Here is a 26,198-nt window from a genome sequence, read left to right on the forward strand (position 1 = left end):
ATGGCCGCCAGGCGCGGTCGCCGCTTCGAGGCTTCGCCCTGTCATGAAAACCCGAGTCCGCCCTCAATCCAGTTGATACATGGTCACCACGCAGGCGCCTCCGAGTCCGATGTTGTGCTGCAATCCAACGCGCGCACCGGCCACCTGGCGGCGTCCGGCGTGTCCACGCAACTGCCAGACCAGTTCGGCACACTGCGCCAGCCCGGTCGCGCCGAGCGGATGGCCTTTCGACAGCAACCCGCCCGAAGGATTGGTGACGACGCGGCCGCCGTAGGTGTTGTCGCCATCGAGGATGAAGCGCTCGGCCTCGCCCGGCGCGCACAGCCCCAGCGCTTCGTAGCTGATCAGCTCGTTGGCGGTGAAGCAATCGTGCAGTTCGACGACGTCCACGTCCCGCGGGCCGATACCGGCGGCCTCGTAGACCTGAAGTGCGGCGTGCTGCGACATGCCGTAACCGACCAGGTCGAGCATCGACCCGCCGAAGCTGTCTTCACGATCGCTGGTCAGCGCCTGCGCGGCGATGCCCACCGCGCCGGCGATGCCGTGGCGGCGAGCAAACGCGCCGGAACACAGGATCGCGCAGGCCGCGCCGCACGTCGGCGGACAGCATTGGTAGCGGGTCAGCGGATCGTAGACCGACGCTGAAGCCAGCACCTGCTCCAGGGTCAGCGGCTGAGCGAACAGCGCATAAGGGTTGTGCGCAGCGTGCGCGCGCGCCTTGACCGCGATGCGACCGAAGGTGTCCGCACCGATTCCGTAGGTCTGCCGATACTCGCGCGCGGCGGCGCCGAACAGGCGCGCCGCCAACGGGGCGGCACTGTCGTCCCCCTGCGACATCTCCAGTACCGCCTGGTGCCGCGACAGCGGCGATTCGCGGTCGCCGAAGACACTGCCGAGCGCGCCTGGCGCCATCTTCTCGAAGCCCAGCGCCATCGCACACTCGGCCGCGCCGGATGCGACGGCCTGCCGCGCCAGCCACAGCGCGGTCGAACCAGTGCAGCAGTTGTTGTTGACGTTGATCACCGGGATGCCGCTGAGTCCCAAGCCATACACCGCGCGCTGGCCACAGGTCGAATCGCCGTAGACGTAGCCGGCATGAACCTGCTGGACCTGCGCATAGTCCAGACCGGCGTCGGCCAGCGCCAAGCGAGCGGCTTCGGCCGCCATGACATGGTATTCGGGACTGGTGCCGGGCTTGGAAAAACGGGTCATGCCGACGCCGGCGACCTGGACACGCTGGTGCATGCAGGCGTTCCTCAGAAAAAGAGCTTCATGAAGCGGACCTGGGCGACGAGCCGTTGCTTGAATCCGCCTTCGACGTCGAACTGGGCGCCGAGCATGCCGTTGATCTGGAAGGTCGGCGTGAACATGTGGCTGGCGAAGATCTTGATCGTGTCGCCGCGGGTTTTCTGCATGGCATACACATCGCCGATGTAGCGCTTGCCGCCGAACATACCGGAGTAGCCGAACGAGACCGAGGTGGCGGCCGTCAACTGCCTGCGCAGATAGGCCTGGGCCTGCCAGGCGGGATCGACCGCGACTTCCACGCCGCGCTGCCTGTGGTCCTTCTGCCAGGACACGTCCAGCGCACCATCGAAAAACCAGCCGTTGCCGAAGCCATGGATCACGCCCAGCTGCGGCATGAAACTATAGGTACCCGAACCGATTCCCGACTTGTCCAGGTCGTACTCGGCGGTCGGCAGCACCACGTAACCGGTCAATCCGACTGTCGTACCTTTGCCCGGATCGGCCGGGGCGGCGAAGAACATGGTGAAGCCCAGGGTCAGATCGCCGACACCGCCGTTGCTGTCGGTGCGGGCACCGCCGACCTTGAAATTGTCGAGGCTGCCGAACGGCAGGAATGCCTGATACGCCACCGGCATGGCGCCGATCTGGCTGTAATGCAGGACGCGCAGGATGCCGAGGTTGGTGTCCAGACTCGAACGCGGCACCTTGCCTGCGCCGTCGAGCCGGAATTCGTCGCTGTGGGCGTGTTGTAGATAGACAAGGCCCAAGTTCGCGCCCTTGGGCAGCACGGTGTAGTCGGCCGGCACGATGTCGAGCGCGGCGGCGTTGCCTGCGAACGACCCGGCGATTGCGAATGCGACGGCGATGCAACGCTTGCTTGACATGTGAACTCTCCCGATCCGACTGCAGTGATGGATGTGCGCCAGCGGGCAACCTGGCCCGTGAAGGCGATGGCGTTCAGGACGCGGCTTGTTTGGCCAGCAAGGCGGCGCGGATCTCCGGCTTGACGATTTTGCCGACCTTCGAGCGCGGCAAACTCGGCCACAATTCGATCTGTTTGGGCGCCTTGACCCCGCCCAGCCGTTGCTTGACGAACGCGATGAGCGCGTCGGCGTCGGCGCTGGCGCCATGGCGTAGTTCGACCGCGGCGACGATGCGCTCGCCCCATTTGGGATCCGGCAGGCCGATCACGGCGCAGTCCTGCACCGCCGGATGCGCCTGCAGCGCCTGCTCGACCTCGATCGAATAGACGTTGAAGCCGCCGGTGATGACCATGTCCTTGGCCCGGTCGACCACGTACAGGAAGCCGTCGCGGTCGAGGTAGCCGATGTCGCCGGTGCGATGCCAGCCGTGGAGCGAAGCCTCGGCGGTGGCTTGCGGATTTTTGTAGTAGCCGGCCATGACCAGCGAGCCGCGCACGACGATTTCACCGCGCTCGCCCGCGGCCAGGAGATCGCCGTCGGGGTTCATGATCGCCACCTGCAGCAGTGCGCCCGGCCGCCCGGCCGAGGCCAGGCGCGCGCTGGCGATGGACCCGTCGGCGGCGTAGTGATCGGCCGGAGCCATGGTCGCGATCACCATGGGCGCCTCGGTCTGGCCGAAGAACTGCGCCATCGGGCCGATCCGCCGCAGCGCCTCGGCCAGCCGTTCCGGGGAGATCGGCGCGGCGCCGTACCAGAAGCATTGCAGCGAACTCAAGTCGGTCGCGTCGAGCTGCGGGTGTTCGAGCAGCATGTAGATCGCGGTCGGCGGCAACAAGGTATGGGTGACGCGATAGCGGACGATCGCGACAAGGAATTGGCCGTAGTCGCTGCCCGCCATGACCACGATGCGCCCGCCCAGCGCCAGGATCGGCAGGCTGAAGACACCGGCCGAATGGGTCAGCGGCGCCAGCGCCAGGAAGGTCGGACGGCCGCGAAACGGATAGGCGAGCAAGACCTGCGCGGTCATCGCCTCCAGGTTGCCCCCGGTCAGCATCACCCCCTTGGGCGTTCCGGTGGTGCCGCCGGTCCCTGGCAGCATGACCACCGCGTCCGCCGGGTCTCGCTGGAAGAACGTGTCCTGCAGATCTTGCAGCCATGCCTCAAGCGAGATCGCGAAAGGCAACTCGGTGTCCAGGCACACCGTCGCGCGCAATTTCGGCAAGCCCGGCAACATCTGCTGGACCATCGCCGCATAGGCGCTATGGAAGATCAGCAGCGCGCAGTCGAAATCGTCGAGCACCGCGCGATTCTCGGATGCCTCGTTGCGCGGATTGATCGGGCACCACACCGCGCCGGCCCGGGAAACGCCGAATACGCAGGCGAAGGCGATGGCATGGTTGCCCGACAGGATCGCCACCTTGTCGCCGGGCGCTACCCCGCTGCGCGCCAGCGCGCGCGCGACGCGGTAGCTCCAGGCCTGTACCTGGGCATAGCTCAGGTCGGCGCCGTCCATGCTCAGGCACGCCGCCTGAGCGCCGAGCGAGGCGCCCTTGTCGAGATAGTCGATCAGCCGCATCGCAACGCCTCCTGTCGGTCAATCGTGCACGCTCAGCACCGGCGCCTGCACCAGACCGAAGCTGCGCAATGCGCCGAGCAGTTCGCGATGGCCGAACGCCTGGCAGGCCGAGGCGAAGCCGGCACGCCGGGGCGGCTGTTGCAGCAGCCACGCGGCGGCGAAAGCCTGCAGCAGACCGGTCTGCCGATAGTTGCAATTGCCGAAGATCACGCAATGCGCGCGCCCCAGCGGCCCGGAGGCATGGACCGAATCGACCGACTTGTTCAGGCGTGGGTTTTCGCGCGGCGGCATGCTGTTCATCACCCCGGCCGCAGTCTGCGCCAGCACCGCGTAGCGCTGCTCGGGCGGCAGGTCCTTGGTCGCGTCAAGCGCCGCGGCGACGATCTTCGGCACGCCCTGCATCAACGCCTTGCTGAACACGCCGCCCAGTGCGCGTACGTTCGCGACCCGCGGATCGCGCCTGAACCAGACCGGATGCGAGGTGCCGCCCCACGGCAGCGCCAGCGCGGCCTCGTGCTGACCGGGGATCGACAATGGAGAGAGGCCGGCGTCCGGCTCCCACTCCACGTAGCGGTTCTGCTGCAGGTAATAGGCCTTGGACATCGCCGCATTGACCAGGATGGTCTGAGTCGAGGCGACGGTCGGGCTGCCGCCCCAGAACACCGCGATGTCGAGTGTGTCCAGCCCCGGCGTTTCCAGGCAAAGCTGTGCGGCGATCTCGCCGGTGGTGTACATGTGGGCGATGCCCGGCGACAACAGCAGACCGGCGTCGCCGAAACGCCGGCCCCAGGTTTCGTCGAGGTGGATCAACCAGTCCTGCTCGCCAGTCGTGTCGGCATAGTGGCAGCCAGCGGCGAGGCAGGCGGCCACCACGTCATTGCCGAAGCGGCTGAACGGCCCGACCGTGTTGAGCACCACACGCGCGCCGCGGAACAGCTCGGTCAGCGCAGCGGCGGTGTGTTCGACCGCGACGATTTCGTAGTCGGCGGTCTCGATGCCCGGCACGTTGGCCTGCATCGCCGCATCGAGCTTGTCGCGGCTGCGCCCGGCGGCGATGAAGCCGATGCCGTACTCGCGCAGGTATTCGCAGATCAACCTGCCGGTATAGCCGGAGGCGCCGTAAACCACGACGGGTCGCTTATCGTTCATCGGTTTTCTCCCTGGAAGATCGCAGGCGCGCTCACATGCCCATGCCGCCGTCGACCGGCAGGCCGGCGCCAGTGATGAAGCGCGCCTGCGGCGAGGACAGGAACACCACGGCATCGGCAACGTCGCCGACCTCGGCCAAGCGGCCCAGCGGGGTCTGCTCGATCACGCTGGCCACCGCCCCGCCCACGTCGACGGCCAGGCCGTTGACGACGATGTCGTTCGCCAGCTTCATGCCCATCTCGGTTGGAATCAGGCCGGGGTACAGGCAGTTCACCCGTACCCCGTAGCCGAGTTTTCCAGCCTCCATCGCCGCGACCCGGGTCATCCGGTCCACAGCCGATTTGGTGCTTGAGTAGCCGGCGATGGCCGGGAACGCGATGGTCGCTGCGACCGAAGCGATGTTGACCACGCTGCCGCCCTGCCCGGCGGCGGCACCGGGACGCATCGCGCGGAAAGCGTGCTTCATGCCGAGGGCGACGCCGACGATATTGACTTCGCACATGCGGCGCAGATCGGCCGCGTCGAGGTCGATGACCAGCGCGGTGATCTCGATGCCGGCGTTGTTGACCAACAGGTCGAAACCACCGAATTCGGCGATGGTCGCCGCGACGGCGCTTTGCCACTGCGCGTCATCGACCACGTCCAGGCGGACGAAGCCGGCCCGCCCTTGCCTGCTCAGTTCGGCCGCGGTCTGCCGGCCGAGATCTTCGAGAATGTCCGCGATCATCACCGAAGCGCCCGCGGCGACCAGCGCCGCGGCGATGGATGCCCCGATGCCACGCGCGCCGCCCGTCACCAGTGCCTTGCGTCCCGCCAAATTCCGCTCGCCCATATCGCTCTCCCGTCGGTGTGATGACCCAGCCCGCGATGCGCGCCCGGAACGCAATGCCGCCGCCGAGCGATCTTGACACTCGTCAAGAAAAATCTTGACGTATGTAAAGTTATCTCTGGACGATTGTCACGCTGCGCTGCGCAATGGCAAGATCGGGCAGCCCCGCAGCAGCGAGAACCGACGTGCCGCCCCAATCCCGCCCGCGGAGCAAACCCGTCTCCAAGCCGTCCACTTCCGAGGTGGCCGCGTCGAAACCGGGCGCACACCGCTCCACCGCCAAGCCGCCGGCGGACAAGTTCGCCCAGCGCCGCGGCGAACTGGCCCAAGCCACCCTGCAGACCCTGGCCGACCTCGGCTATGCGCGCACCAGCCTGCGCGAGATTGCGCAGAACTCGGAGTACAGCCACGGGGTGCTGCACTATTACTTCACCGACAAGCTCGATCTGATCAGCTGCAGCATCCGCGCGTACAAAACCCGCTGCGCCACGCGCTACGACGATGTGATTGCGCACGCCGGCAACGCCGAGGAACTGGTCGCCGGCTTCCTGAAGCGCCTGAGCGAAACCCTGCGCAACGACGCCCCGGTGCACAGCCTGTGGTACGACCTGCGCTCGCAGGCATTGTTTGAGCAATTCCTGCGCGCCGACGTGATCGAGATCGACCTGCTGCTGCAAGACATGGTCTGGCGCGTGGTCTCGCGTTATGCGCAGATGGTTCGGCACGAACTGGCGGTGGCGCCAGAGGCCGCTTACGCGCTGCTCGACGGGCTGTTCCAGCGCGCGCTTCTGCGCCATGTCAACGGCGACACCGCAGCGGCAACGGACCTGCGACGGCAAGTGCAGGAGGCGATGCCGCTGCTGCTGGTGCGATCCGCCTGACTTTCAAGCGCGCGGCGCGGCGCCCCACACCGTCGCGGCCGCCGCATGCGGTCACGCCTCGCGCTGCGGCGCAGCCTCACCCGCGCGCGCCGCGGCCCCAATAGCCGATGCGCCGGCGGATCTTCAGCTTGCGCCAGAAATTCCACGGCTTGCGCCGGGGATTGCGCGCACCCTCGGCGACGAAGGCGTCGATCGCGCGCAGCACGCGTTCGCTGGACTGGCCGTCGCGGTAGGGATGCAGGCCGTCGGCGAAGTCGCGGATCGCCGCCATCAGTTGCGGCGGCCGCGCCAGCGCGCGGCGGATCGCCGGCTCGAACTGCGCCGGATCGTCGATGTCGATCAGCTGCGGACCCGGGCGCCGGTTCTTGAACGTCACCACCGGCTTGTAGGTGAGCAGGAACTCGTTGAGCGCCGAGGAGGTGTCCGAGCACATCAGGTCCACCTGCGGGAACAGCTCCAGGATGTTGTCGTTGTCGGCCAAGTGCAGGTAGTCGTTCTGCAGCGCGCGGTAGCGTGCGACCAGGTCCGGATCCATCTTCGGATGGAAGGTCACGATCCAGCGCCACTCGCCGCTGCGCGACAGCCGCGCGACCTCGTCGTGGAGGATGCCGGCCGCGCTCCACGACGGCGAGAACGTGGAGTGGTACAGGATCACCGGCGGCTGCCGCACCGGCGCCAGCGCGGCGCCGATCTCGCGCATGAACGGGTCGATCTTGGGAAAGCCGGTTTCCTTCACCGCGAAGTGGCCGAGCCTGCGCGCCAGCGCGCCGAACGCGGCGGTGTCGCGCGGGCCGGTGGTGCAGTACAGGTCGAAGAAGCCGCGCACGTAGATGTGCCGCGGCTTGCCGGCGTCGAAGCCGTGGAAGGTCTCGACCTTCACCCCGGGGAAGAAATGCGGCACCGCATTGCTGGAGGTGATCACCGCATACGGATCCCACGCCAGCACCTCCTCGACCGTGGCCAGATGGCGCTCGTCGGCGCTCAGATCGGCGGCGCCGGGGCCGTCGAAGAACCACGCCGCCGCGTCGCCGCGCGCGCGGATCGCCGCCTGCAGCGGGCGCAGGATCGCCAGCGCGTAGCGTTCGGACCCGTACAGCAGATAGTGCTTGCTCATCAGTGCTCCAGATCGTGCCGTTGCAGCTGCGCCCGCGCCTGCTCCACCGAGGCCGGGTTGTACTGCATTTCGTAATAGCGCATGCGCTTGTACAGCGCGTAGCTGGCCGCGGTCTGCGCCACCACGAAGCCGCGCCAGCCGTCGAACATCGCCAGGCGCAGCAGGTAGTCCTTGAGGAAGGCGCCGGCGAACACGAACGGGCTTTGCCACATCCGCACCGGCTTGCGCGTGTCGCGCCAGCCGAGCGCCTTCAGTTCGGCGTAGCGCAGCACCTTGAGCTGCTTGTGCACCAGGGTCGGGTTGTGCAGGTGGTTGAACGGCGGCGCGAACTCGGCGCTGGCGCCGTCGAAGCGCAGCGATTCGTGCACCCGCGCATCGCTCCAGCGCGCCCGCCCGCGGTGGTACAGCCGCGCCAGGCGCTCGCCGACCATCGGCCGGTACCAGCGCATCGGCGCGCCCATGTACCAGGTGCTGCGGCGCAGCCACACCGCGTCCAACCGGTCCTCGGCCAGCAGCTGCGGCAGCCGCGCCAGGCATTCGGCGCGCAGCGCGTCGGACAGGAATTCGTCCGCGTCCAGCACCAGGATCCAGTCGTGCGCGGCCTGGGTGGAGGCGAAATTGCGCTGCGCGCCGAAGCCGAGCCAGGCCTGCTCGACCACGCGCGCGCCATGCGCGCGGGCGATCGCCGCGGTGGCGTCGCTGCTGCCGCAGTCCACCACCAGCTTGTCGGCGGCGAACGGCACGCTGTCCAGGCAGCGCGCGATGTTGCCGGCTTCGTTGTAGGTCATCACCACCAGGCTGAGCGGCAAGGTGGTCGCAGCGGCGTCGGCCATGGCGCTCGGTCTCCGGGACAGCGGTGCAGCCTGCGGTCGCGGCGCGGACGGCGCCGCGCCGGTCGGCGGTGCGGGATCGGCAGTCTACCGGCTTCCGCCAGCGCCTTCAGCGGCGTCGGCGCGCGGCCGCGGCGCTTCGGCGTCGCAGGCCGCCAGCCCGATCAGCACGCCGACCAGGGACACGTAGAAACCGGTGGTGACCTGGTGCGCGAACATCGACTGGGTCATGCCGCACAGGATGTAGGCGGCCACCACCATGATCCCGGTCGCGGCCGGGCCATGGAATTCGGGACGCGGGCGGCGCCGGTACAGGCGCAGCAGCAGCCACAGCGGCACGCCGTAGACCAGCACGATCAGCAGCGTGCCGGGCAGGCCCTGGGTCGCACTCCATTCGGCCAGGTCGTTGTGCGCATGGCCCAGGTGGCAACGCTCCACCCAGGTCTTGCTGCGGCAATCCGGCAGGCGCAGCATCGCATTGTCGAAGCGGCCCACGCCGACCCCGACCAGCGGATGCTCGACGAAGGTCGCCGCCGCCACCTGCAGGCGCTCGATGCGCGCACCGGCCGAGGAATCGCTGTCGCCGCGCTCGTAGCGCTGCACGTCGTGATGCAGTTCGGCCAGGCGCGTCTGCCGGGTCAGCGCCGGCACGCTCAGCACCAGGGTCGCCGCCAGCGCGGCGAGCACGCCCAGGATCACCAGCCGCACGCGACCGCTGCGCCAGCGCACGCACAGCGCAGTGACCACCAGCAGCAACAGCATGCCCAGCCACACGCCACGGCTGCCGCTGAGCAGGATGGTCGCGCAGCCAGCGACGATCGCGACGATGGTCCATGGCCAACGCCCGTGCGGCCGGCAGAACACCGCCACCACCATCAGCACCAGCACCACGTCGGCGAGCACGATCGCGTTGGTCCAGCCCTCGGCACGCGGCTGGCCCTGCAGCACCTGCACGATCGCCAGCGCCACGGTGGCGAAGATGCCCAGCAACGCGCCCCACCACAGCAGCTGCCGTGGCGGACGCAGTGCGTAGACCCACAACGCGGTCCAGGGCAGCACCAGGAACCGGGTGCGGTTGTCGATGTCCTTTAACGCCTGGCCGAAGTACAGCAACGAGAACAGCGACAGCCCGATCACCAGCAGCGCCAGCACCCACAGCCAGCGCAGCGATGGCTGCAGCCCGGCCGCCGCGCGGCGCATGCGGTCCAGCGCCAGCAGGCTGGTCGCCAACAGCAGCAGACCGAACGGCAGCAGCCCGCCCGGGATGCCGACCACCAGCGCCGGCAGGCACAGCAGGCCCAGCGCGGCGCCCCACTCCGCCAAGCAATGGCGATGGGACGGGAACGCGGCCAGCGGCGCTGCGGCGCGGGGCGGGGTGGCTTCTTCGGTCATCGCGTGGAAAACGGACGAAAAGACGATGGGGGGCGATGATCCAAGTGCGACCCCTAACCCGACCTGACCTGCACGCGGCCGGTCGCGGCCGGCGCCAACGTGGCCGGCGGCGGCGCATCGCCGAGCAGATCGGCCACCACCGCCTGCAGGCGCTCGCCGAACTCGTGCTGGCGCGACTCGAAGAACGCGCGCGCCGCGGTGCCCAGCGCATCGCATTGCATCGGCGCCAGCGCCAGCGCCTGCGCCATCGCCCGCTCGATGCCGGCCGCGTCGATCCGGTAGCGCACGCCGAAGTTGTCCTCGCGCTGGCCGACCGGCGCGATCAGCACGCCGCGCTCGGCGCTCACCAGTTCGTTCATCGGCGCGCCGTCGGTGGCGATCACCACCGCGCCGACGCTCAGCGCCTCCATGATGTAGTGGCCGAAGCCCTCGACCTCGGACGGGCACAGGTGGAAGCGGTGCGCGTTCTGCAGCCGGCGCAGCTCGCGCTGGTCCAGATAGCCGGTCAGGTAGTCGATGTTCTCGGCCTCGATCGGGCGCGACTTCTTCGTGCTCTGCACCACCGTCAGCCGCGGCCATTCCGGATGCCGCGCCCAGGTCTGCAGCAGCACCGCGGTGCCCTTGGCCGAGCTGCGCCCGGCCACGTGCAGGCAGACGCGCTCGCGCGGCACCTCCGGGCGATAGCAATCGTTGCTGCAGAAGCCGATGAACGCAGTCGCCGGACCCAGCGCGGCAAAGCGCCGCTCGGCCTGCCAGGTCTTGCATAGCACCCGCTGGAAACGCGGCAGCCAGCGCAGCCACTTGCGGCGGAACCATTCCGGATTGGGAACCAGGGCATTGCACCGGCCGGCGCCCAGGCAGCGCGGATACACCCGTTCCAGGAAGATCTGCAGATCGGCGCGGCCGCGCAGCAGGCTGCGCAGGGCCAGGCGCAGTTCGCGCAGGTGGTTGGCGAAGCGCATCGTGCCGAAGCCGAGCACCTCCACCCGGTAACGGCCGCTGCTGCGCAGCGCCTCGGCGACCACTTGCAGGTCGCGGCTCAGGCCGCCGCCGTTGTCGCGGCTGATCAGCCGGATCAGGCGCATCGGCACGCACGCCCTCCTGCGCGCACGGCGCCAGCGTTGCGAGCGAAGCGGGCGCGGGCGCGGCTCACTCGAAACGGTCCTTGTCCTGCTCGCGCAGGCGTTCGCGGTCGCCGCTGGTGACCATGCATTGGCCATGCACGGCGGCTGCCGGCACCAGCCACCAGTTGCGGCGGTTGGACACGCCGGCCAGGGTGCTGGCGCGGCGATCGATGCAGCCGAGCATCGCCGCCTCCTGCACCAGCAGCCAGCGCCGCTGCGGCGCCTGCGCCTGCCAGGCCACGCCGCGGCGCAGCTGCTCGTCCCACGGCACCACGAAGCCGAAGGTGGTCGCGGCGCGGTCGGCCATCAGCAGGTTCTGCTCCTTCCAGGCTACCAGGCCCAGTTCCGCGTCCGGTCCGATGCGGCGGCCGGCCGCCTGCATCACCCCGCGTGCGGAGCTGGACATGTTGATCAGCGGATACACCAGCAGCCCGATCAGCACCCACAGCATGCTCAGCGTGGACACCATCGCCAGCTCCGGGCGCCGCCGCGTGAACAGCGCCAGGCTGGCCACGCCCCACAGGCCGATCGCCAGCAGGATCCAGGCCAGCGCCTGCACGGTCGGCAGATCGACGCCGCGCTGCTCCATCATCTGCGCGCGCAAGCCATGCCCGGCCAGGATCGCCGCGCCGACCCCGCCCAGCGCCACGGTCAGCGCCACGGTGAACGCCAGCAACAGCCGCCTGACCCCGGTCTTGCGCAGCAGCCCCGGGATCAGCGGCGCCATTGCCAGGCACAGCATCGGCAGCGCCGGCAGGATGTAGACGTCGCGCTTGCCGGTGGGAATCGAGAAGAACAGCAGGATCAGCGCCCACCACGCCAGCGGCAGCAGGTAGCGCGGATCGCGCCGGCGCAGGCGCCGCGCCCAGGCCGGGATCGCCCACGGCAGGGCCAGCAGCAGCGGCAGCCACATGCTCGGCATCACCCCGAAGAAATACAGCGGCCCGTGCGGATGGTCCCAGGACCTGGCGTAGCGCCCGGCGGTCTGCCGGAACAGGATGTCGTCGAGGTAGGCGCGGTACTCCGGCTGCTGCGCCGACAGCGCGGTACTCACCATCGGCACCAGCCAGATCGACACCGCGGCCAGGAAGGCCAGCGGCCCCAGCCAGAAGCGCGGATTGCGCACGCCGACCTTGACCCCGCGCCACTGCGCCAGCGACGCCGCCGCGGCCGGCAGCAGCAGCAACAGCGCCAGCGCGCCCACGCCCTTGGTGATCGTGCCCAGGCCGGCGGCGAACCAGCCCAGCGCCCACATCCGCCAGTCGGGTCCGCGCAGCACGTGGCGCAACAGGCCGTAGTTGGCCAGGGTGATGTAGAACACCACCAGCGGATCGATCTGCGCCTTCTTCGCCTGGTAGGTGAAGTGGAACGCGAACAGCAGCGCATACGCCGCATACATGCCGACCCGGCGCGTCCACAGCCGCCGGCCCAGGTCGTAGACGCAGGCCAGCGTGCCCAGCCCGGCCAGCAGCGACGGCAGCAGGAACGCCACCCGCCAGTTGCCGAACACTTCGTAGAACGATGCCTGCAACCACATCAGCATCGGCGGCTTGTCCGCATACAGCTCGGTGCCGCGGTGCGGGAACAGCCAGTTGCCGCTGTCCACCATCTGCTTGGCGACCAGCGCGAAACGCGGCTCGTCGGCCGGGTGCGGATCACGCAGGCCGAGGCCGGCGCCGAGCACCAGCAGCGCAAGCAGGGCCAGCAACCAGAATTCTCGGGACGCGCGGGTCTTCAACATGGGACGCGATGATACCGGGGCCGCTTCACGCCGTCTTGCGCAGCCGCGCATAGAAGAACCCGTCGCGATCCTGCTCGCCCGGCAGGCGCTGGCGACCGCCGCCGGACGCGTGCCCACAGGCGGCGCCGGGATCCTCAGCCACCGCATCGGCGGTCCGCGCCAGGAACGCCTGCAGCTGGCGCGCGTTCTCGTCCTTGAGCAGCGAACAGGTGGCGTAGACCAGCACCCCGCCCGGCCGCAGCACCTGCCAGCCGGCGTCCAGCAGCCGCGCCTGCAGCGCCTGCAGCGCGACCACGTCCTCGCGCCGCCGGTGCAGCAGCACGTCGGGCTGGCGGCGCACGATGCCGGTGGCCGAGCACGGCGCGTCCAGCAGCACCGCATCGAATGCCTCGCCGTCCCACCACGCGTCCGGCTGCGCCGCATCGGCGACCTGCAGTTGCGCCTGCGCGCCAGCGCCGGTGCGTTCGAAGGTCTCGCGCACCCGCGCCAGGCGCCGCGCGTCCACGTCCAGCGCGGTCAGGCGCAGCGTCGGGTCGCGCTCGAGCAGGTGCGCGGACTTGCCGCCGGGCGCGGCGCAGGCATCCAGCACGCGTGCGCCCGGCGCCGGCGCCAGCACGTCGGCGACCTGCTGCGCCGCGCCGTCCTGCACCGACACCCAGCCCTCGGCGAAGCCGGGCAAGGCGCTCATCGCCACCGACTCGGCCAGGCGGATCGCCTCGGCCAGGTCCGGCACCGCCTGCGCGGCGATGCCGGCCTCGGCCAGCTGCTGCAGATAGGCGTCGCGCGTGCTGCGCTGGCGGTTCACCCGCAGCCACAGCGGCGCCGCCTGCTGGCTGGCGGCGAAGATCGCCTCGGCCTGTTGCGGCCAGTCGGCGTGCAGCGCGTCGCGCAGCCACAGCGGCCAGCCGGCATCGGCGGCCACCGCCGGTAGCCCGTCGCGCAGCGCGCGGCGCAGCAGGGCGTTGACCATGCCGGCCTGGCGCGGCCGGTCCAGCGCCCGCGCCGCCTCCACCGTCGCCGACAGCGCCGCGTGCGGCGCCAGGCCGAGCGCGTCGAGCTGGGCGAAGCCGGCCATCAGCAGCATGCGCAGTTCGGCGTCGCGCTGCGGCAGCTGCTTCTGCAGCCACAACCGCAGCGCGGCCTCGTAGGCCGGGCGCCGGCGCAGCACGGCGAAGCAGATCGCCTCGACCAGGGCGCGGTCGCGCGGATCGGGCAGCGCCGGCAACGCGGTGGCCAGTTCCGCCTTCAGCGAACGGCCGCGGTCGATCACCGCGCTCAGCACCCGCGCGGCAACCACGCGCGGAGCCACGCCCGGCGGCATGGCGGCGGCAGGCATCGCGGCAGGCGTCTCGGTCATGCGCGATCGCGCCGGTTCAGGCCAGCACCGGCAGATCGCGCCGGGCGTTGAGGTAGTCGGCGGCGGTGATCGCCTTGCCGCCTTCGCGCTGCAGCACGCGCAGGCGCAACGCGCCCTGGCCGCAGGCGATGTCGATGCCCTGCCTGGAGGCGGCCAGCACCGTGCCCGGCGGCTGCGCATGCGCCAGTTCCAGCGCCACCGCGCCGTGGATGCGCACGCGCTCGCCGGCCAGCACCGCTTCGGTGATCGGCCACGGATTGAACGCGCGCACCCGCAGCGCCAGCTGCGCCGCCGGCTGCTGCCAGTCCAGCCGCGCCTGCGCCTTGTCCAGCTTGTGCGCGTAGGTGACGCCGGCGTCCGGCTGCGGCTGCGGCACCGGACGGATGCCGGCGCGCAGCAGGCCCAGGCCGTCGGCCAGCACCTGCGCGCCGAGCGCGGCCAGCCGGTCGTGCAGCTGCCCGCCGGTCTCGCTGTCGCCGATCGGGGTGCGCTGCGACAGCAGCACCGGACCGGTGTCCAGGCCCGCTTCCATCTGCATCAGGCACACGCCGGTTTCGCTGTCGCCGGCCTCGATCGCGCGCTGGATCGGCGCGGCGCCGCGCCAGCGCGGCAGCAGCGAGGCGTGCACGTTCCAGCAGCCATGGGTCGGGATCGCCAGCACCGCCTTGGGCAGGATCAGGCCGTAGGCCACCACCACCATCAGGTCCGGCTGCAGCGCGCGCAGGGTCTGCAGCGCCTCGGGCGAACGCAGCGTGTCCGGCTGCAGCACCGGAATGCCGCGCGCGATCGCCTCCAGCTTCACCGGCGACGGGGTCAGCCCGCGGCCGCGCCCGGCGGGCCGGTCCGGCTGGGTATAGACCGCAACCACTTCATGGCGCTGCGCGGCCGCGCGCAACGACGGCACGGCGAAGTCCGGCGTACCGGCGAAGACGATTTTCATGGAGGCTGGGAACCGGGAATGGGGAAACGGGAATGGGCAAAGCGCGGACCCGGAAATGGCACGGGCACCGCGCTTACGATTCCCGTTTCCCCATTCCCGGTTCCCGGCTTCAAGCCACGTGCTTGCGCGCCTTGGCCAGCTTCTTGCGCACCATCTCGCGCTTGAGCGGGGAGAGGTAGTCGACGAACAGCTTGCCGTCCAGATGGTCCATCTCGTGCTGCACGCACACCGCCAGCACGCCGTCGGCGGACAATTCCTGCGGCTGGCCGTGGCGGTCCAGGTAGCGCACGGCGATGGCGTCGGCGCGGGTCACGTCGGCATAGATGCCGGGCACCGACAGGCAGCCCTCCTGGTACACCTGCTCGCCGTCGCGCTGCACGATATGCGGGTTGATGAACACCTGCGGGGTGTTCTTCTCTTCGCTGACGTCGATGACCATGAAGCGCTGGTGCACGTCCACCTGGCTCGCGGCCAGGCCGATGCCGGGGGCCTCGTACATGGTCTCGAACATGTCGTCGAGCAGGCGCTGGAACGCCGGGGTGGCGACGTCGGCAGGATCGACCTGCACCGCCTTGGTGCGCAGGCGGGGATCGGGGAATTCGAGGATGGGAAGCAGGGCCATAGCGGTACCCAGATGGGGGCGCCGGAAAATTCGGCAAGACCGGACAATTCTACCCCGTTCTCGCCGGCGCTTGCGCCGCGCCCCGGGTTCTGGACTATAGTGCGCGGACCTGTTGGGGAATCAGGCTCCGCACTCATGTTCAATCGACTCCGTACGGTCGTCGCCGTGGCGATGCTGACCGTGGCGACCTATGCCGCTTGCGCGAGCATGGCTGCCGAACACCCTGACACCTACGTGGTGCGCAAGGGCGACACGCTGTGGGACATCGCCGGGCGCTTCCTCGGCAAGCCGTGGCTGTGGCCGGAAATCTGGCAGGCCAACCCGCAGGTGCAGAACCCGCATCTGATCTACCCCGGCGACGTGCTCAGCCTGGCCTACCTGGACCGGGTGGCCCGCGCCGCGGTCAAGCCCGGCCCGCGCCAGGACGCGCCGATCGACGCGATCGCGCTGTCCGACGTCGAACCGTTCCTGAAGAACCTGCGCGTGGCCGACAGCATCGACGGCCTGCCCTACGTGGTCGGCGTCGAGGACAACCGGCTGCGCGCCACCGTCGGCCAGCTGGTCTACGCGACCGGGCTGAGCGCGCCGCAGGCCGGGCAGCGCTACGCCGTGGTGCGCCCGACCGTGCGCTACGAACTGCCCAGGCTCAGCGACGACCTGAACGCCGAGGGCCGCAGCACCCCGGGCACCGGCAACCTGTGGCAGACCTTCGTGGCGCCGGACAACAAGCGCCGCGAGACGCTGGGCTACGAACTGGCCCAGGTCAATATCGGTACCGTCACCCGCGTCTCCGCCGACGGCAGCCAGGCCACCACCCTGCTGCTGCAGGACAGCGCCCGCGAAGTGCGCGCCGGCGACCGCCTGATCGCGGTCGAAGCGCAGCCCTACGACCTGCAGTTCATCCCGCATCCGCCCGCGGCGCAGGCGCTCGACGCCGGGCTGCGGGTGCTGGCGGTGGCCGACGCGTTCAGCGCCGCCGGCCCGCACGACGTGATCGCGATCTCCGGCGGCAGCCGCGAAGGCATCGACAACGGCACCGTGGTCTCGCTGTGGCGCCATGGCACCCGGGTCAACGACCGCGTGCAGCGTCCGAACACCTCGCGCGCCGACGACGGCTTCACCGGCGGCCGCGGCACGGTGGCCCTGCCCGACGAATACGCCGCGCACGCGATGGTGTTCCGCACCTTCGACAAGGTCAGCTACGCGCTGGTGATGGACGGCATCAAGCCGACCCGGATCGGCTACGAGGTGAAGCACCCGGACGCACGCTGACCTGCGCACGCGGGCAAGTCCTACATCCGCCGCAGACGGCGCCCGAGGGCGTCGTCTGCGTTTGCGGCCTAGCCTGGGCCTGTTAACCCGATTGGAATAGGCCCCAGACCGATGTCCGCCTTGCCCGGCCACACCCACTGCGCCCCTGCCTGCGCCGATCCGGCGCTGTTGACCCTGTCCCTGGCCGGCGGCGCCAGCGCCCCGCGCCGGCGCCTGCTCGAACACTGCGGCAGCCCCGCCGCCGCATTGGCCGCCGGCGCCGCCGCCTGGCGCGCCGCGGGACTGGATCCAGCGCAGATCGCGGCGCTGCGGCGGCCCGACCGCGCCGCCGTGGACGCCGCGCTGGCCTGGCTGGCGCAGCCGCGCCGGCACCTGCTCGGCTGCCACGACCCCGACTACCCGGCGCTGCTGCTGCGCAGCCCCAACCCACCGCTGGCGCTGTACCTGGAAGGCGACCCGGCGGCGCTATGGCATCCGGCGGTGGCCGTGGTCGGCAGCCGCGCGCCCAGCGCCGGCGGCCGCGACAATGCGCAGCGCTTCGCCCTGGCGCTGGCCGCGGCCGGATTCGCGGTGACCAGCGGCATGGCCACCGGCGTCGATGCCGCCGCGCATGCGGCGGCGCTGTCGCGCCAGGACGGACTCACCGTGGCGGTGGTCGGCACCGGCGCGGACCTGGCCTACCCGCGCCAGCATGCCGCCCTGCGCGAACGCATCGCCGCGCGCGGCGCGGTGGTCAGCGAGCATCCGCCCGGCACCCCGGCGCGGCCCAGCCACTTCCCGGCGCGCAACCGGATCATCGCCGGGCTGGCGCTGGCCACCCTGGTGATCGAGGCCGCCGCGCGCTCCGGCGCGCTGATCACCGCGCGCCTGGCCGCCGAGGCCGGACGCGAGGTGTTCGCGTTGCCCGGTTCGATCCACAACCCGCTGGCGCGCGGCTGCCACCGCCTGATCCGCGACGGCGCCGGGCTGGTGGAGAGCGCCGAGGAGGTCCTGGCCGGGGTCGCGCCGCTGGCCGCGGAACTGGCCGACGCCTTGCGCGGACGCCTGCGCGCCCCCACTGAAGGGATCGCCGACGACCCCGGCGCCACGCCGGCCTTCCCCGATCCCGACTACCAGCGCTTGTGGCAGGCGCTGGGCCACGACCCCACCTGTATGGATTCAGTGATCGCGCGCACCGGATTGACGGCCGCGGCGGCGTCCTCCATGCTGCTGGTCATGGAACTGGATGGCTACGTGGCGATCGAACAAGGTCGTTACACCCGCAAACCCTAGTTTCTTCACCTCCACAGCGTCTAGCGATGCAGGCCGAGGGCAATGAAAGAGAGCATTCTGGATGTCCTGCTGTACCTGTTCGAACATTATTTCAGCGAGGACGCGGACCCGGTCCGCGATCGCGACTCCCTCCAGAATGGCCTGATCCAGGCTGGCTTCAGCCCCACCGAAATCAGCAAAGCGTTCGATTGGCTCGATGCCCTGGCCGACCAGCGGCCGGCCGTGCCGCAGCCGCGCATCGACGGCCCGATCCGCATCTACCACGGCCCGGAGCTGGACAAGCTCGACGTGGAATGCCGCGGTTTCCTGCTGTTCCTGGAACAGCACGGCATCCTCGACAGCGATCAGCGCGAGCTGGTGCTGGACCGGGCGATGGCGCTGGACCAGGACGAACTGGACCTGGACGACCTGAAATGGGTGGTGCTGATGGTGCTGTTCAACCAGCCCGGGGCCGAGGCGGCCTACGCGTGGATGGAAACGCAGATGTTCGTCGACGAGCCGGAGCCGGTGCACTGAGGCGCTGACGGGGCATGCACGGATGCACGAGGAACCGGCCCTGAGTGCCTGGCACTACGTCGACGCCGCCCGCGACCGGCACGGCCCGCTGAGCACCGCGGTGCTGCTGGAGCGGCTGCGCGACGGCCTCCTGGACCGCGCCACCCTGGTCTGGCGCGAAGGCCTGCCGGAGTGGCGGCCGCTGCACGCGCTCGCCGACGAACTGGGTCTGCCGGCGACGTCGGCGCCGCCCCCGCTGCCGCCAGCGGCGAGCGCTGTCCCGAACGTGCCCGCCGCGGCTCCACGCAATGGCCTGTCCGGCTGCGGCATCGGTGCGCTCGTCGCAGTGGCGATGGGCGTGGCGCTGCTGGCGGTGGCCGGCATCCTCGCCGCCATTGCCGTCCCTGCCTATCAGGACTACACGCTGCACGCCAAGGCCGCGCTGGCGATCGGCAGCGTGGCGCCGCTGCAGGCGCAGATCGCCAGCTTCGCCGCGCAGCAGGGGCGCTGCCCGGTGAACGGCGACGCCGGCTTCGGCACCGCGCAAAGCTACGCCAGCGAATTCGTCGCGCAGGTGCGCATCGGCCGTTTCGACAACGGCCACTGCGGCCTGGAAGCCACGCTGCACGCGCCCGGCAAGGCCAGGCTGGATGGCAAGGCGCTGTGGCTGGACTACGATGAGCGGTCTTCGGCCTGGAACTGCAGTTCCGAGCTGGACGACCGCTACCTGCCCGCGCATTGCCGCGGCGGCTGAGCGGCAACGGATGTTTCGACCGCAACCCTGGGGAACAGGAATGAGTGAGTGGTACTACGCCGACGCCGCGCAGCAGCGCCATGGACCGATGCCGGCCGAGCAACTGCAGCAGCGCTTCCAGCGCGGCGAGGTGGGCCTGACCACGCTGGTCTGGCGCGACGGCCTCAGCGAATGGCATCCGCTGGCCGATTTCGTCGACGAACTGGGTCTGGCCCAGGTGCCGGCGGCGATCACGCCGGACGCCGCCGTCGAGGCGCCGTCCGCGCCGTCCGTGCGCGCCGCGCAGGCATTGCCGGCGGCCTGGACCGTGCCGGACGCCGATGCCGCGGCGCATTCGCCTTATGCCGCGCCCACCGCCACGCTCGGCGAGGAACCGCGCCTCGTGGCTGACGGCGAGGTGGTGCAGGCCGGCTTCTGGAAGCGCGCCGCCGCCTACCTGATCGACGGCATGCTGGTCGGCGTCATCTCACAGACGATCCAGATCGTGGTCTTTGCGGGCTTCTTGGGCTTCAGCAGCCTGGGCAGCGGTAGCCCCGATTTCAGCACCCCTGGCGGCATCGTTCTGCTGGTGCTGGTGTACCTGGTGCCGCTGACGATGTCGGCGCTGTACTTCGGCCTGTTCCACGCCTCGACCAGGCAGGCCACGCTGGGCAAGATGGCGGTCGGCATCAAGGTGGTGCGTCCCGATGGCAGCCGGATCAGCGTCGGCCGCGGCATCGGCCGCTACTTCGGCTTCCTGCTGAGCAGCCTGACCATCTTCATCGGCTTCCTGATGGCCGCCTTCACCGAGCGCAAGCAGGCCCTGCACGACATGCTCTGCGACACCCTGGTGGTGGACAAGTGGGCCTATACCGACCACCCGGAGTGGCAGCAGCGCAAGCTGGGCACGGTCACCGTGGTGATCCTGTCGCTGTTCGGCGTGCTGATGATCGGGGTGCTGCTGGTGCTGCTGCTGCTGATCGGCGTGGCGGCTAGTGGAAATTGGCACTGACGGCCGGGCCTCGGGACCGGGGACCCGGGACCTGAAGAACGGGGGTCGGTAGCGCTTCGTGAGCTTGCGCGGTTTCCGGCATCGCGGGGTGGGGGCGCTTGACAGTCGCCGCCGGACATGACCACTAATAAAAAAGAGACGCAGCTGAACGCCCGGGGTCCCTGCCCCCGGGCGTCGGCCTCTCTGAACACCGCAACGCTTCACTAACCGGAGCAATTGCGCCACCCTACCGCCCCCAGGGCGCCCGCCCCGCCCATCGAAGCCCAGTCCGCCATGTCCAAGCACCTGCTCATCGTCGAATCGCCCGCCAAGGCCAAGACGATCAACAAATACCTCGGCAAGGACTTCCACGTCCTGGCCTCGTATGGGCACGTGCGCGACCTGATCCCGAAGGAGGGCGCGGTGGATCCGGACGACGGCTTCGCGATGCGCTACGCGCTGATCGAGAAGAACGAGAAGCACGTCGAGGCCATCGCCAAGGCCGCCAAGATCGCCGAGGACATCTATCTGGCGACCGACCCGGACCGCGAGGGCGAAGCGATCAGCTGGCACATCGCCGAGATCCTGAAGGAGCGCGGGCTGCTCAAGGACAAGCCGCTGCACCGGGTGGTGTTCACCGAAATCACCCCGCGCGCGATCAAGGAGGCGATGGCCAACCCGCGCCAGATCGCCGTGGACCTGGTCGATGCGCAGCAGGCGCGGCGCGCGCTGGACTACCTGGTCGGCTTCAACCTGTCGCCGGTGCTGTGGCGCAAGGTGCAGCGCGGCCTGTCCGCCGGCCGCGTGCAGTCACCGGCGCTGCGCATGATCGTCGAGCGCGAGGAGGAGATCGAAGCCTTCGTCGCCCGCGAATACTGGAGCATCGGCGCCGACTGCCTGCATCCCTCGCAGCCGTTCGCGGCCAAGCTGGTCAAGCTCGACGGGCAGAAGTTCGAACAGTTCACCATCACCGATGGCGACACCGCCGAAGCGGCGCGGATGCGCCTGCAGAAGGCCGCGCAGGGCGCGCTGCACGTTACCGACGTGGCCAGCAAGGAGCGCAAGCGCCGCCCGGCGCCGCCGTTCACCACCTCCACGCTGCAGCAGGAGGCCTCGCGCAAGCTCGGCTTCACCACCAGCCGCACCATGCGCGTGGCGCAGAAGCTGTACGAGGGCGTGACCCTGGGCGAGGAAGGCACGGTCGGCCTGATCAGCTACATGCGTACCGACTCGGTGAACCTGTCGCAGGACGCGCTGGCCGAGATCCGCGACCTGATCGCGCGCGACTTCGGCACCGGCGCGCTGCCGGACAAGTCGAACATGTACCAGACCAAGTCCAAGAACGCGCAGGAAGCGCACGAAGCGATCCGCCCGACCAGCGCGCTGCGTACCCCGGCGCAGATGGCCAAGTACCTGGACGAGGACGGCCGCCGCCTGTACGAGCTGATCTGGAAGCGCGCCGTGGCCTGCCAGATGGTGCCGGCGACGATGAACACCGTCACCGTGGAACTGGCCGCCGGCAACGAGCACAGCTTCCGCGCCAGCGGCACCACGGTGATCGACCCGGGTTTTTTGGCCGTGTACGAGGAAGGCAAGGACCAGAAGGCCGCCGAGGACGAGGACGAGGGCCGCAAGCTGCCGCCGATGAAGCCCGGCGACCGCATCCCGCTCGACCGCATCCATACCGACCAGCATTTCACCGAGCCGCCGCCGCGCTTTTCGGAAGCCTTGCTGGTCAAGACGCTCGAGGAATACGGCATCGGCCGTCCGTCGACCTACGCCTCGATCATCCAGACCCTGCTGTTCCGCAAGTACGTGGAACTGGACGCGCGCCGCTTCCGTCCGTCGGACGTGGGCCGCGCGGTCAGCAAATTCCTGTCCGGCCACTTCACCCGCTACGTCGACTACGACTTCACCGCCAAGCTCGAGGACGAGCTGGACGCGGTGTCGCGCGGCGAAGAGGAATGGCGGCCGCTGATGGAGAAGTTCTGGGGTCCGTTCAAGGAACTGGTCGAGGAGAAGAAGGAATCGGTGGACCGCTCCGAAGCCACCGGCGCGCGCGAACTCGGCACCGACCCCAAGACCGGCAAGCCGGTCAGCGTGCGGCTGGGCCGGTTCGGACCGTACGCGGCGATCGGCAGCACCGCCGAGGACGCCGAGGACAAGCCCAAGTTCGCCTCGCTGCGGCCGGGCCAGAGCATGCACACCATCACCCTGGAAGACGCGCTGGAGCTGTTCCTGATGCCGCGCGCCTTGGGCGAGGACAAGGGCGAGGAGGTCAGCGTCGGCATCGGCCGCTTCGGCCCGTTCGCCAAGCGCGGCAGCGTCTATGCCTCGCTGAAGAAGGAAGACGACCCGTACACCATCGACCTGGCGCGCGCGGTGTTCCTGATCGAAGAGAAGGAAGAGATCGCGCGCAACCGCATCATCAAGGAATTCGCCGGCAGCGACATCCAGGTGCTCAACGGCCGCTTCGGCCCGTACATCAGCGACGGCAAGCTCAACGGCAAGATCCCCAAGGACCGCGAGCCGGCCACGCTGACCCTGGAAGAAGTGCAGAAGCTGCTGGAAGAGACCGGCAAGCCGGCACGGCGCGGCTTCGGCGCGAAGAAGGCCGCGGCCAAGAAGGAAGCGGCGCCGAAGAAGAGCGCAGCCAAGAAGGCCGCGGCCGACGCCCCGGCCAAGCCCGCGGCGAAGAAGGCGGTCAAGAAGGCGGCGAAGAAGACCGTGAAGAAAGCGGTCAAGAAAGTAGTCGAGAAGGCCGCCGCCAGGCGCGCTTGACCTGCGGGCGGCAAGGGCGGGCGCAGTAGCGAACGCCCTTGCCGCCCGCCAGCGTTGCTCCGCCGCGATGACCTGCCGCATCATGCGCGCATGACCGATCTGTCGCTCAGCCAAGCCGTCGCCGTCCTGCAGCAAGGCGGGGTCATCGCCTATCCCACCGAAGCGGTCTGGGGCCTAGGCTGCGATCCGCACGACCAGGCGGCGGTGACCCGGCTGCTGCGGATCAAGCAGCGGCCGCTGGAGAAAGGCCTGATCGTGGTCGCCGCCGAACTGGAACCGTTGCGCCCGCTGCTGGACGTGGCGGCGCTGCCGCCGGCGCGCCTGGCCGCGGTACTGGCCAGCTGGCCCGGGGCGCATACCTGGGTGCTGCCGGCCGCGGCGCAGGCGCCGCCCTGGATCACCGGCGCGCACCGCGGCATCGCGGTGCGGATCAGCGCGCATCCGCAGGTGGCGGCCCTGTGCCGCGCCTGGGGCGGGGCATTGGTCTCGACCAGCGCCAATCGTGGCGGCGAGCCGCCGGCGCGGCAGCGCGCCGACCTGGACCCGCAGCTACTGGCTGCACTCGATGGCGTGGTCGCTGGCCAGACCGGCGGCCTGGCCCAGCCCACCCCGATCCGCGACGCCGTCAGCGGCGAGATCCTGCGCGCCTGAGCGGGTTGCCGATCCCCGCCCGGTCCCGGCTTTCCCTGGCCGGCGAAGGCGCGCAAGATGCGCGCATGCCCGCTCTCGTCCGCCCTGCCCTGCTCCTGTGTGCGCTGCTGCCGTTGGCCGGCGCCGCGTGCGCGCAGAGCACGCAGACCACGCAGACCACGCACAGCGATGGCGCGCAGGGTTCGGTGCGCATCTACCGCTGCGTCGGCAGCGCCGGCGCGGTCAGCCTGCAGAACGCGCCCTGCGAGAACGCACGCCAGCAACAGGTGCTGGACATGCAGCGCCCGCGCGATCCGCCGGCGCGCCCGACCACCACGCTCAGCACCGATCCGGCACGCGCCGCCGCAGCGCCGGCGCCGCTGCCGCAGCGCGAGATCCGCATCGTCAGCGTGCAGCCGCCGCAGCCGATGTACGAATGCGTCACCAGCGAGGGCCAGCGCTATACCAGCGACGACAACGAAGGCAATCCGCGCTGGGTGCCGCTGTGGACCATCGGCTATGCCGGCGGCGACGGCGACGGCCATCGCCGCGGCCATGGCGGTGATGCAGGCAGCCGCCCGCGCCCGCCGCCGGTGTATCCCGGCGCCGGCGTGGTGCTGCCGGCCGGCAGCACGCTGCTCCGCGACACCTGCAACGCCCTGCCGGCGCAGGAAGTGTGCGCGCGCCTGGGCGACCGCCGCTGGGAACTGATCCGCCGCTACAACAGCGCGCTGCAGAGCGAGCGCCGCGCGCTGGAAACCGAGCAGCGCGGCATCGACGCGCGCATCGACCGCGACTGCGGCGGTAGCTGATGCGCCGCAGCGCCTGCCTTGCGGCGCTGCTGGCCTGCGCCGGCGCCGCGCAGGCAGAGCAAGTGGTGTTCTATCGCTGCACCGATGCGCACGACAACCTGACCGTGCAGAACCAGCCGTGCCCCAAGGGCATGCGCCAGCAGAAGAAGATCATGCAGGGCGTCGGCCGCGCGCCCGCGCAAGCGCCGGGTGTCGCGCCAGCGGCCCCAGCCGCGCCCGCACCGCCGGCACCCGCACCGGCACCCGTCGCCGCCCCGCCCGATCCGCCGACAGCACCGGCGCAGACCGCGCCGCGCCTGCCGCCGCCCGCGCTATACGCCTGCACCACCTACGCGCAGCAACGCTACGTCGGCGAAGTCGCCGAGCCCGCGCCGCGCTGCGTTCCCTTGCGCACCACCGGCCTGGACGGCAGCCCCGACAAGGCCGGCGGCAGCGCCTGCGAAGTGCTGCGCGACCGCTGCGAGGCGCTGCCCGAGGCCGGCATCTGCGAGGCCTGGAAGAGCCATGTGGCCGAAGCCGAGACGCACTGGCGCTTCGCCGTGCCCGAGCACGCGGAGCAATTGCGGCAGGAATTCCTGCGTCGCCAGCAGCTGCTCGAGGCGAGCAGCTGCGGCGCGCCGGACTAGGACGGTTTCGGCCTGGTTGTTACCGTGCGCGAAATATTGTGGGACTTCAGTCGCCCCCACAATATGGCGGCAGGACCTAAAACCCGTAGCGCAGAAATCCGCCGTCCACCGCGATGCATTCGCCGGTGATGTAGCTGGCCGCCGGCAGGCACAGGAAGCCGACCGCGGCCGCCACTTCCTCCGGCTCGCCGATCCGCCGCATCGGCGTGCGCTCGATCACCTGCTCGTAGTAGTCCGGATCCGACAGCGGCCCCGAAGTGCGGCGGGTACGGATGTACCACGGCGCCACCGCATTGACCCGGATCCCGTCCTCGGCCCATTCGGCGGCCAGGTTGCGGGTCAGCTGGTGCAGCGCGGCCTTGGTCATGCCGTACGGCGCGCCGCTGCGCACGTGGGTCAGCCCGGACACGCTGCCGACGTTGACGATCGCCGACGCCGCATGCTGCGCCAGCAGCGGATGCGCGTAGCGCGACAGTTCGAACGCGGAGAACAGGTTGGTCTCGAAGATGCCGCGCCACTCGTCCTCGGTGTAGTCCACCGCGGCCTTGCTGAGGTTGCCGCCGGCGTTGTTGATCAGCAGGTGCAGGCCGTCGGCGTGGTCCTCGACCCAGTCCAGGATCTCGCGCCGGTCCTCGTCGTCGGCCACGTCGGCGGCCAGCGCCAGGATGCGGCGCTCGGGATAGGCATCGGCCAGCTCGTCGCGCGCCGCCTCCAGCGCATCGAGGTCGCGCGCCACCAGCAGCAGCTCGGCGCCGAAACCGAGCAGTTCGCGCGCGATCGCCAGGCCGATGCCGGCGCTGGCGCCGGTGATCAATGCGCTCTGTCCGTCCAGCCGCCAACGTTGCTGCATCGCCTTGCCT

Annotated in this window: 24 protein-coding genes; 10 read left to right on the forward strand and 14 right to left on the reverse strand. The window is 70.1% G+C overall.

What is annotated here, in order from left to right; genetic code table 11:
* Window positions 1-63 precede the first annotated feature (63 nt).
* From FZ025_RS06425 to FZ025_RS06445, 5 genes are all read right to left on the reverse strand, one after another.
* The gene (locus FZ025_RS06425) at window positions 64-1,245 is read right to left on the reverse strand and encodes a lipid-transfer protein (RefSeq protein WP_046978987.1); all 1,182 of its coding nucleotides are present in this window, start codon (window positions 1,243-1,245) and stop codon (window positions 64-66) included.
* 11 nt (window positions 1,246-1,256) lie between these two features.
* Window positions 1,257-2,132: a transporter gene (locus tag FZ025_RS06430; RefSeq protein WP_046978988.1), complete on the reverse strand. Its 876-nt coding sequence runs from the start codon at window positions 2,130-2,132 to the stop codon at window positions 1,257-1,259.
* Between the two features lie 73 nt (window positions 2,133-2,205).
* Window positions 2,206-3,747: an AMP-binding protein gene (locus FZ025_RS06435; protein WP_046978989.1), complete on the reverse strand. Its 1,542-nt coding sequence runs from the start codon at window positions 3,745-3,747 to the stop codon at window positions 2,206-2,208.
* Window positions 3,748-3,765: 18 nt separating this feature from the next.
* A complete protein-coding gene (locus FZ025_RS06440; RefSeq protein ID WP_046978990.1) occupies window positions 3,766-4,896 on the reverse strand; it encodes a DUF5938 domain-containing protein in 1,131 nt (376 codons plus the stop codon).
* Between the two features lie 31 nt (window positions 4,897-4,927).
* Complete coding sequence (locus tag FZ025_RS06445; RefSeq protein ID WP_208803749.1) at window positions 4,928-5,782, reverse strand: SDR family NAD(P)-dependent oxidoreductase; 855 nt, start codon at window positions 5,780-5,782, stop codon at window positions 4,928-4,930.
* 185 nt (window positions 5,783-5,967) lie between these two features.
* Between FZ025_RS06445 and FZ025_RS06450 the strand changes: the two genes are divergently transcribed.
* Window positions 5,968-6,606 carry a TetR/AcrR family transcriptional regulator gene (locus FZ025_RS06450; protein WP_046978992.1) on the forward strand — a complete coding sequence of 213 codons (639 nt, stop codon included), beginning with the start codon at window positions 5,968-5,970 and terminating at the stop codon, window positions 6,604-6,606.
* A 76-nt stretch (window positions 6,607-6,682) separates the two neighbouring features.
* Here FZ025_RS06450 and FZ025_RS06455 read toward each other — a convergent pair whose 3' ends face one another.
* The 8 genes from FZ025_RS06455 to def all read right to left on the reverse strand — a co-directional run bounded on the left by FZ025_RS06455 (window position 6,683) and on the right by def (window position 15,726).
* Window positions 6,683-7,720 carry a CDP-glycerol glycerophosphotransferase family protein gene (locus tag FZ025_RS06455; protein ID WP_046978993.1) on the reverse strand — a complete coding sequence of 346 codons (1,038 nt, stop codon included), beginning with the start codon at window positions 7,718-7,720 and terminating at the stop codon, window positions 6,683-6,685.
* Complete coding sequence (locus FZ025_RS06460; RefSeq protein WP_046978994.1) at window positions 7,720-8,553, reverse strand: glycosyltransferase family 2 protein; 834 nt, start codon at window positions 8,551-8,553, stop codon at window positions 7,720-7,722. The genes FZ025_RS06455 and FZ025_RS06460 overlap by 1 nt, the downstream gene beginning before the upstream one ends.
* Window positions 8,554-8,637: 84 nt before the next feature.
* Window positions 8,638-9,942 (reverse strand): O-antigen ligase family protein, encoded by a 1,305-nt coding sequence (locus FZ025_RS06465; protein WP_046978995.1) that lies wholly within the window; start codon window positions 9,940-9,942, stop codon window positions 8,638-8,640.
* A 53-nt stretch (window positions 9,943-9,995) separates the two neighbouring features.
* Window positions 9,996-11,033, reverse strand: coding sequence for a glycosyltransferase (locus tag FZ025_RS06470; protein WP_046978996.1), 1,038 nt, complete (start codon window positions 11,031-11,033; stop codon window positions 9,996-9,998).
* A gap of 58 nt (window positions 11,034-11,091) precedes the next feature.
* Window positions 11,092-12,807, reverse strand: coding sequence for an ArnT family glycosyltransferase (locus FZ025_RS06475; RefSeq protein WP_046978997.1), 1,716 nt, complete (start codon window positions 12,805-12,807; stop codon window positions 11,092-11,094).
* Window positions 12,808-12,832: 25 nt separating this feature from the next.
* Window positions 12,833-14,143, reverse strand: coding sequence for a 16S rRNA (cytosine(967)-C(5))-methyltransferase RsmB (gene rsmB, locus FZ025_RS06480; protein WP_046979006.1), 1,311 nt, complete (start codon window positions 14,141-14,143; stop codon window positions 12,833-12,835).
* A gap of 37 nt (window positions 14,144-14,180) precedes the next feature.
* Complete coding sequence (gene fmt / locus FZ025_RS06485) at window positions 14,181-15,104, reverse strand: methionyl-tRNA formyltransferase (RefSeq protein ID WP_046978998.1); 924 nt, start codon at window positions 15,102-15,104, stop codon at window positions 14,181-14,183.
* A gap of 109 nt (window positions 15,105-15,213) precedes the next feature.
* A complete protein-coding gene (gene def, locus FZ025_RS06490; protein WP_046978999.1) occupies window positions 15,214-15,726 on the reverse strand; it encodes a peptide deformylase in 513 nt (170 codons plus the stop codon).
* Window positions 15,727-15,861: 135 nt separating this feature from the next.
* Here def and FZ025_RS06495 point away from each other — a divergent pair, with 135 nt between their 5' ends.
* The 9 genes from FZ025_RS06495 (at window position 15,862) to FZ025_RS06535 (ending at window position 25,338) form a co-directional block, all read left to right on the forward strand.
* Window positions 15,862-16,998, forward strand: coding sequence for a LysM peptidoglycan-binding domain-containing protein (locus tag FZ025_RS06495; protein ID WP_046979000.1), 1,137 nt, complete (start codon window positions 15,862-15,864; stop codon window positions 16,996-16,998).
* A gap of 111 nt (window positions 16,999-17,109) precedes the next feature.
* Window positions 17,110-18,270 (forward strand): DNA-processing protein DprA, encoded by a 1,161-nt coding sequence (gene dprA / locus FZ025_RS06500; protein ID WP_046979001.1) that lies wholly within the window; start codon window positions 17,110-17,112, stop codon window positions 18,268-18,270.
* A gap of 42 nt (window positions 18,271-18,312) precedes the next feature.
* Window positions 18,313-18,786 carry a DUF494 family protein gene (locus FZ025_RS06505; protein WP_003470396.1) on the forward strand — a complete coding sequence of 158 codons (474 nt, stop codon included), beginning with the start codon at window positions 18,313-18,315 and terminating at the stop codon, window positions 18,784-18,786.
* Window positions 18,787-18,826: 40 nt separating this feature from the next.
* On the forward strand, window positions 18,827-19,519 hold the full coding sequence (locus FZ025_RS06510; protein WP_208803785.1) for a pilin: 693 nt from the start codon (window positions 18,827-18,829) through the stop codon (window positions 19,517-19,519).
* Between the two features lie 40 nt (window positions 19,520-19,559).
* Window positions 19,560-20,510, forward strand: coding sequence for an RDD family protein (locus FZ025_RS06515; protein ID WP_104558543.1), 951 nt, complete (start codon window positions 19,560-19,562; stop codon window positions 20,508-20,510).
* Between the two features lie 273 nt (window positions 20,511-20,783).
* Entirely contained in the window at window positions 20,784-23,270 is a 2,487-nt protein-coding gene (locus FZ025_RS06520) for a DNA topoisomerase I (protein WP_104558542.1), read from the forward strand.
* A gap of 90 nt (window positions 23,271-23,360) precedes the next feature.
* Entirely contained in the window at window positions 23,361-23,921 is a 561-nt protein-coding gene (tsaC, locus tag FZ025_RS06525; protein ID WP_104558555.1) for an L-threonylcarbamoyladenylate synthase type 1 TsaC, read from the forward strand.
* A gap of 65 nt (window positions 23,922-23,986) precedes the next feature.
* Window positions 23,987-24,712, forward strand: a complete 726-nt coding sequence (locus FZ025_RS06530; protein WP_104558541.1) for a DUF4124 domain-containing protein — start codon at window positions 23,987-23,989, stop codon at window positions 24,710-24,712.
* The gene (locus FZ025_RS06535; RefSeq protein WP_046978259.1) at window positions 24,712-25,338 is read left to right on the forward strand and encodes a hypothetical protein; all 627 of its coding nucleotides are present in this window, start codon (window positions 24,712-24,714) and stop codon (window positions 25,336-25,338) included. Before FZ025_RS06530 ends, FZ025_RS06535 begins: the two co-directional genes overlap by 1 nt.
* 76 nt (window positions 25,339-25,414) lie before the next feature.
* On the opposite strand, the gene FZ025_RS06540 is transcribed toward FZ025_RS06535, so the two are convergent.
* The gene (locus FZ025_RS06540; RefSeq protein ID WP_046978258.1) at window positions 25,415-26,188 is read right to left on the reverse strand and encodes an SDR family oxidoreductase; all 774 of its coding nucleotides are present in this window, start codon (window positions 26,186-26,188) and stop codon (window positions 25,415-25,417) included.
* Between the last annotated feature and the right edge of the window lie 10 nt (window positions 26,189-26,198).

Source organism: Xanthomonas hyacinthi (genome assembly GCF_009769165.1).
GTDB lineage: Bacteria > Pseudomonadota > Gammaproteobacteria > Xanthomonadales > Xanthomonadaceae > Xanthomonas_A > Xanthomonas_A hyacinthi.

Excerpts from the sequence above, each read along its gene's own strand:
- FZ025_RS06425 (WP_046978987.1), bottom strand. The coding sequence starts at position 1,245 with ATGCACCAGCGTGTCCAGGTCGCCGGCGTCGGCATGACCCGTTTTTCC.
- FZ025_RS06430 (WP_046978988.1), bottom strand. The coding sequence starts at position 2,132 with ATGTCAAGCAAGCGTTGCATCGCCGTCGCATTCGCAATCGCCGGGTCG.
- FZ025_RS06435 (WP_046978989.1), bottom strand. The coding sequence starts at position 3,747 with ATGCGGCTGATCGACTATCTCGACAAGGGCGCCTCGCTCGGCGCTCAG.
- FZ025_RS06440 (WP_046978990.1), bottom strand. The coding sequence starts at position 4,896 with ATGAACGATAAGCGACCCGTCGTGGTTTACGGCGCCTCCGGCTATACC.
- FZ025_RS06455 (WP_046978993.1), bottom strand. The coding sequence starts at position 7,720 with ATGAGCAAGCACTATCTGCTGTACGGGTCCGAACGCTACGCGCTGGCG.
- FZ025_RS06460 (WP_046978994.1), bottom strand. The coding sequence starts at position 8,553 with ATGGCCGACGCCGCTGCGACCACCTTGCCGCTCAGCCTGGTGGTGATG.
- FZ025_RS06465 (WP_046978995.1), bottom strand. The coding sequence starts at position 9,942 with ATGACCGAAGAAGCCACCCCGCCCCGCGCCGCAGCGCCGCTGGCCGCG.
- FZ025_RS06475 (WP_046978997.1), bottom strand. The coding sequence starts at position 12,807 with ATGTTGAAGACCCGCGCGTCCCGAGAATTCTGGTTGCTGGCCCTGCTT.
- rsmB (WP_046979006.1), bottom strand. The coding sequence starts at position 14,143 with ATGCCTGCCGCCGCCATGCCGCCGGGCGTGGCTCCGCGCGTGGTTGCC.
- fmt (WP_046978998.1), bottom strand. The coding sequence starts at position 15,104 with ATGAAAATCGTCTTCGCCGGTACGCCGGACTTCGCCGTGCCGTCGTTG.
- def (WP_046978999.1), bottom strand. The coding sequence starts at position 15,726 with ATGGCCCTGCTTCCCATCCTCGAATTCCCCGATCCCCGCCTGCGCACC.
- FZ025_RS06495 (WP_046979000.1), top strand. The coding sequence starts at position 15,862 with ATGTTCAATCGACTCCGTACGGTCGTCGCCGTGGCGATGCTGACCGTG.
- dprA (WP_046979001.1), top strand. The coding sequence starts at position 17,110 with ATGTCCGCCTTGCCCGGCCACACCCACTGCGCCCCTGCCTGCGCCGAT.
- FZ025_RS06505 (WP_003470396.1), top strand. The coding sequence starts at position 18,313 with ATGAAAGAGAGCATTCTGGATGTCCTGCTGTACCTGTTCGAACATTAT.
- FZ025_RS06515 (WP_104558543.1), top strand. The coding sequence starts at position 19,560 with ATGAGTGAGTGGTACTACGCCGACGCCGCGCAGCAGCGCCATGGACCG.
- FZ025_RS06520 (WP_104558542.1), top strand. The coding sequence starts at position 20,784 with ATGTCCAAGCACCTGCTCATCGTCGAATCGCCCGCCAAGGCCAAGACG.
- tsaC (WP_104558555.1), top strand. The coding sequence starts at position 23,361 with ATGACCGATCTGTCGCTCAGCCAAGCCGTCGCCGTCCTGCAGCAAGGC.
- FZ025_RS06530 (WP_104558541.1), top strand. The coding sequence starts at position 23,987 with ATGCCCGCTCTCGTCCGCCCTGCCCTGCTCCTGTGTGCGCTGCTGCCG.
- FZ025_RS06535 (WP_046978259.1), top strand. The coding sequence starts at position 24,712 with ATGCGCCGCAGCGCCTGCCTTGCGGCGCTGCTGGCCTGCGCCGGCGCC.
- FZ025_RS06540 (WP_046978258.1), bottom strand. The coding sequence starts at position 26,188 with ATGCAGCAACGTTGGCGGCTGGACGGACAGAGCGCATTGATCACCGGC.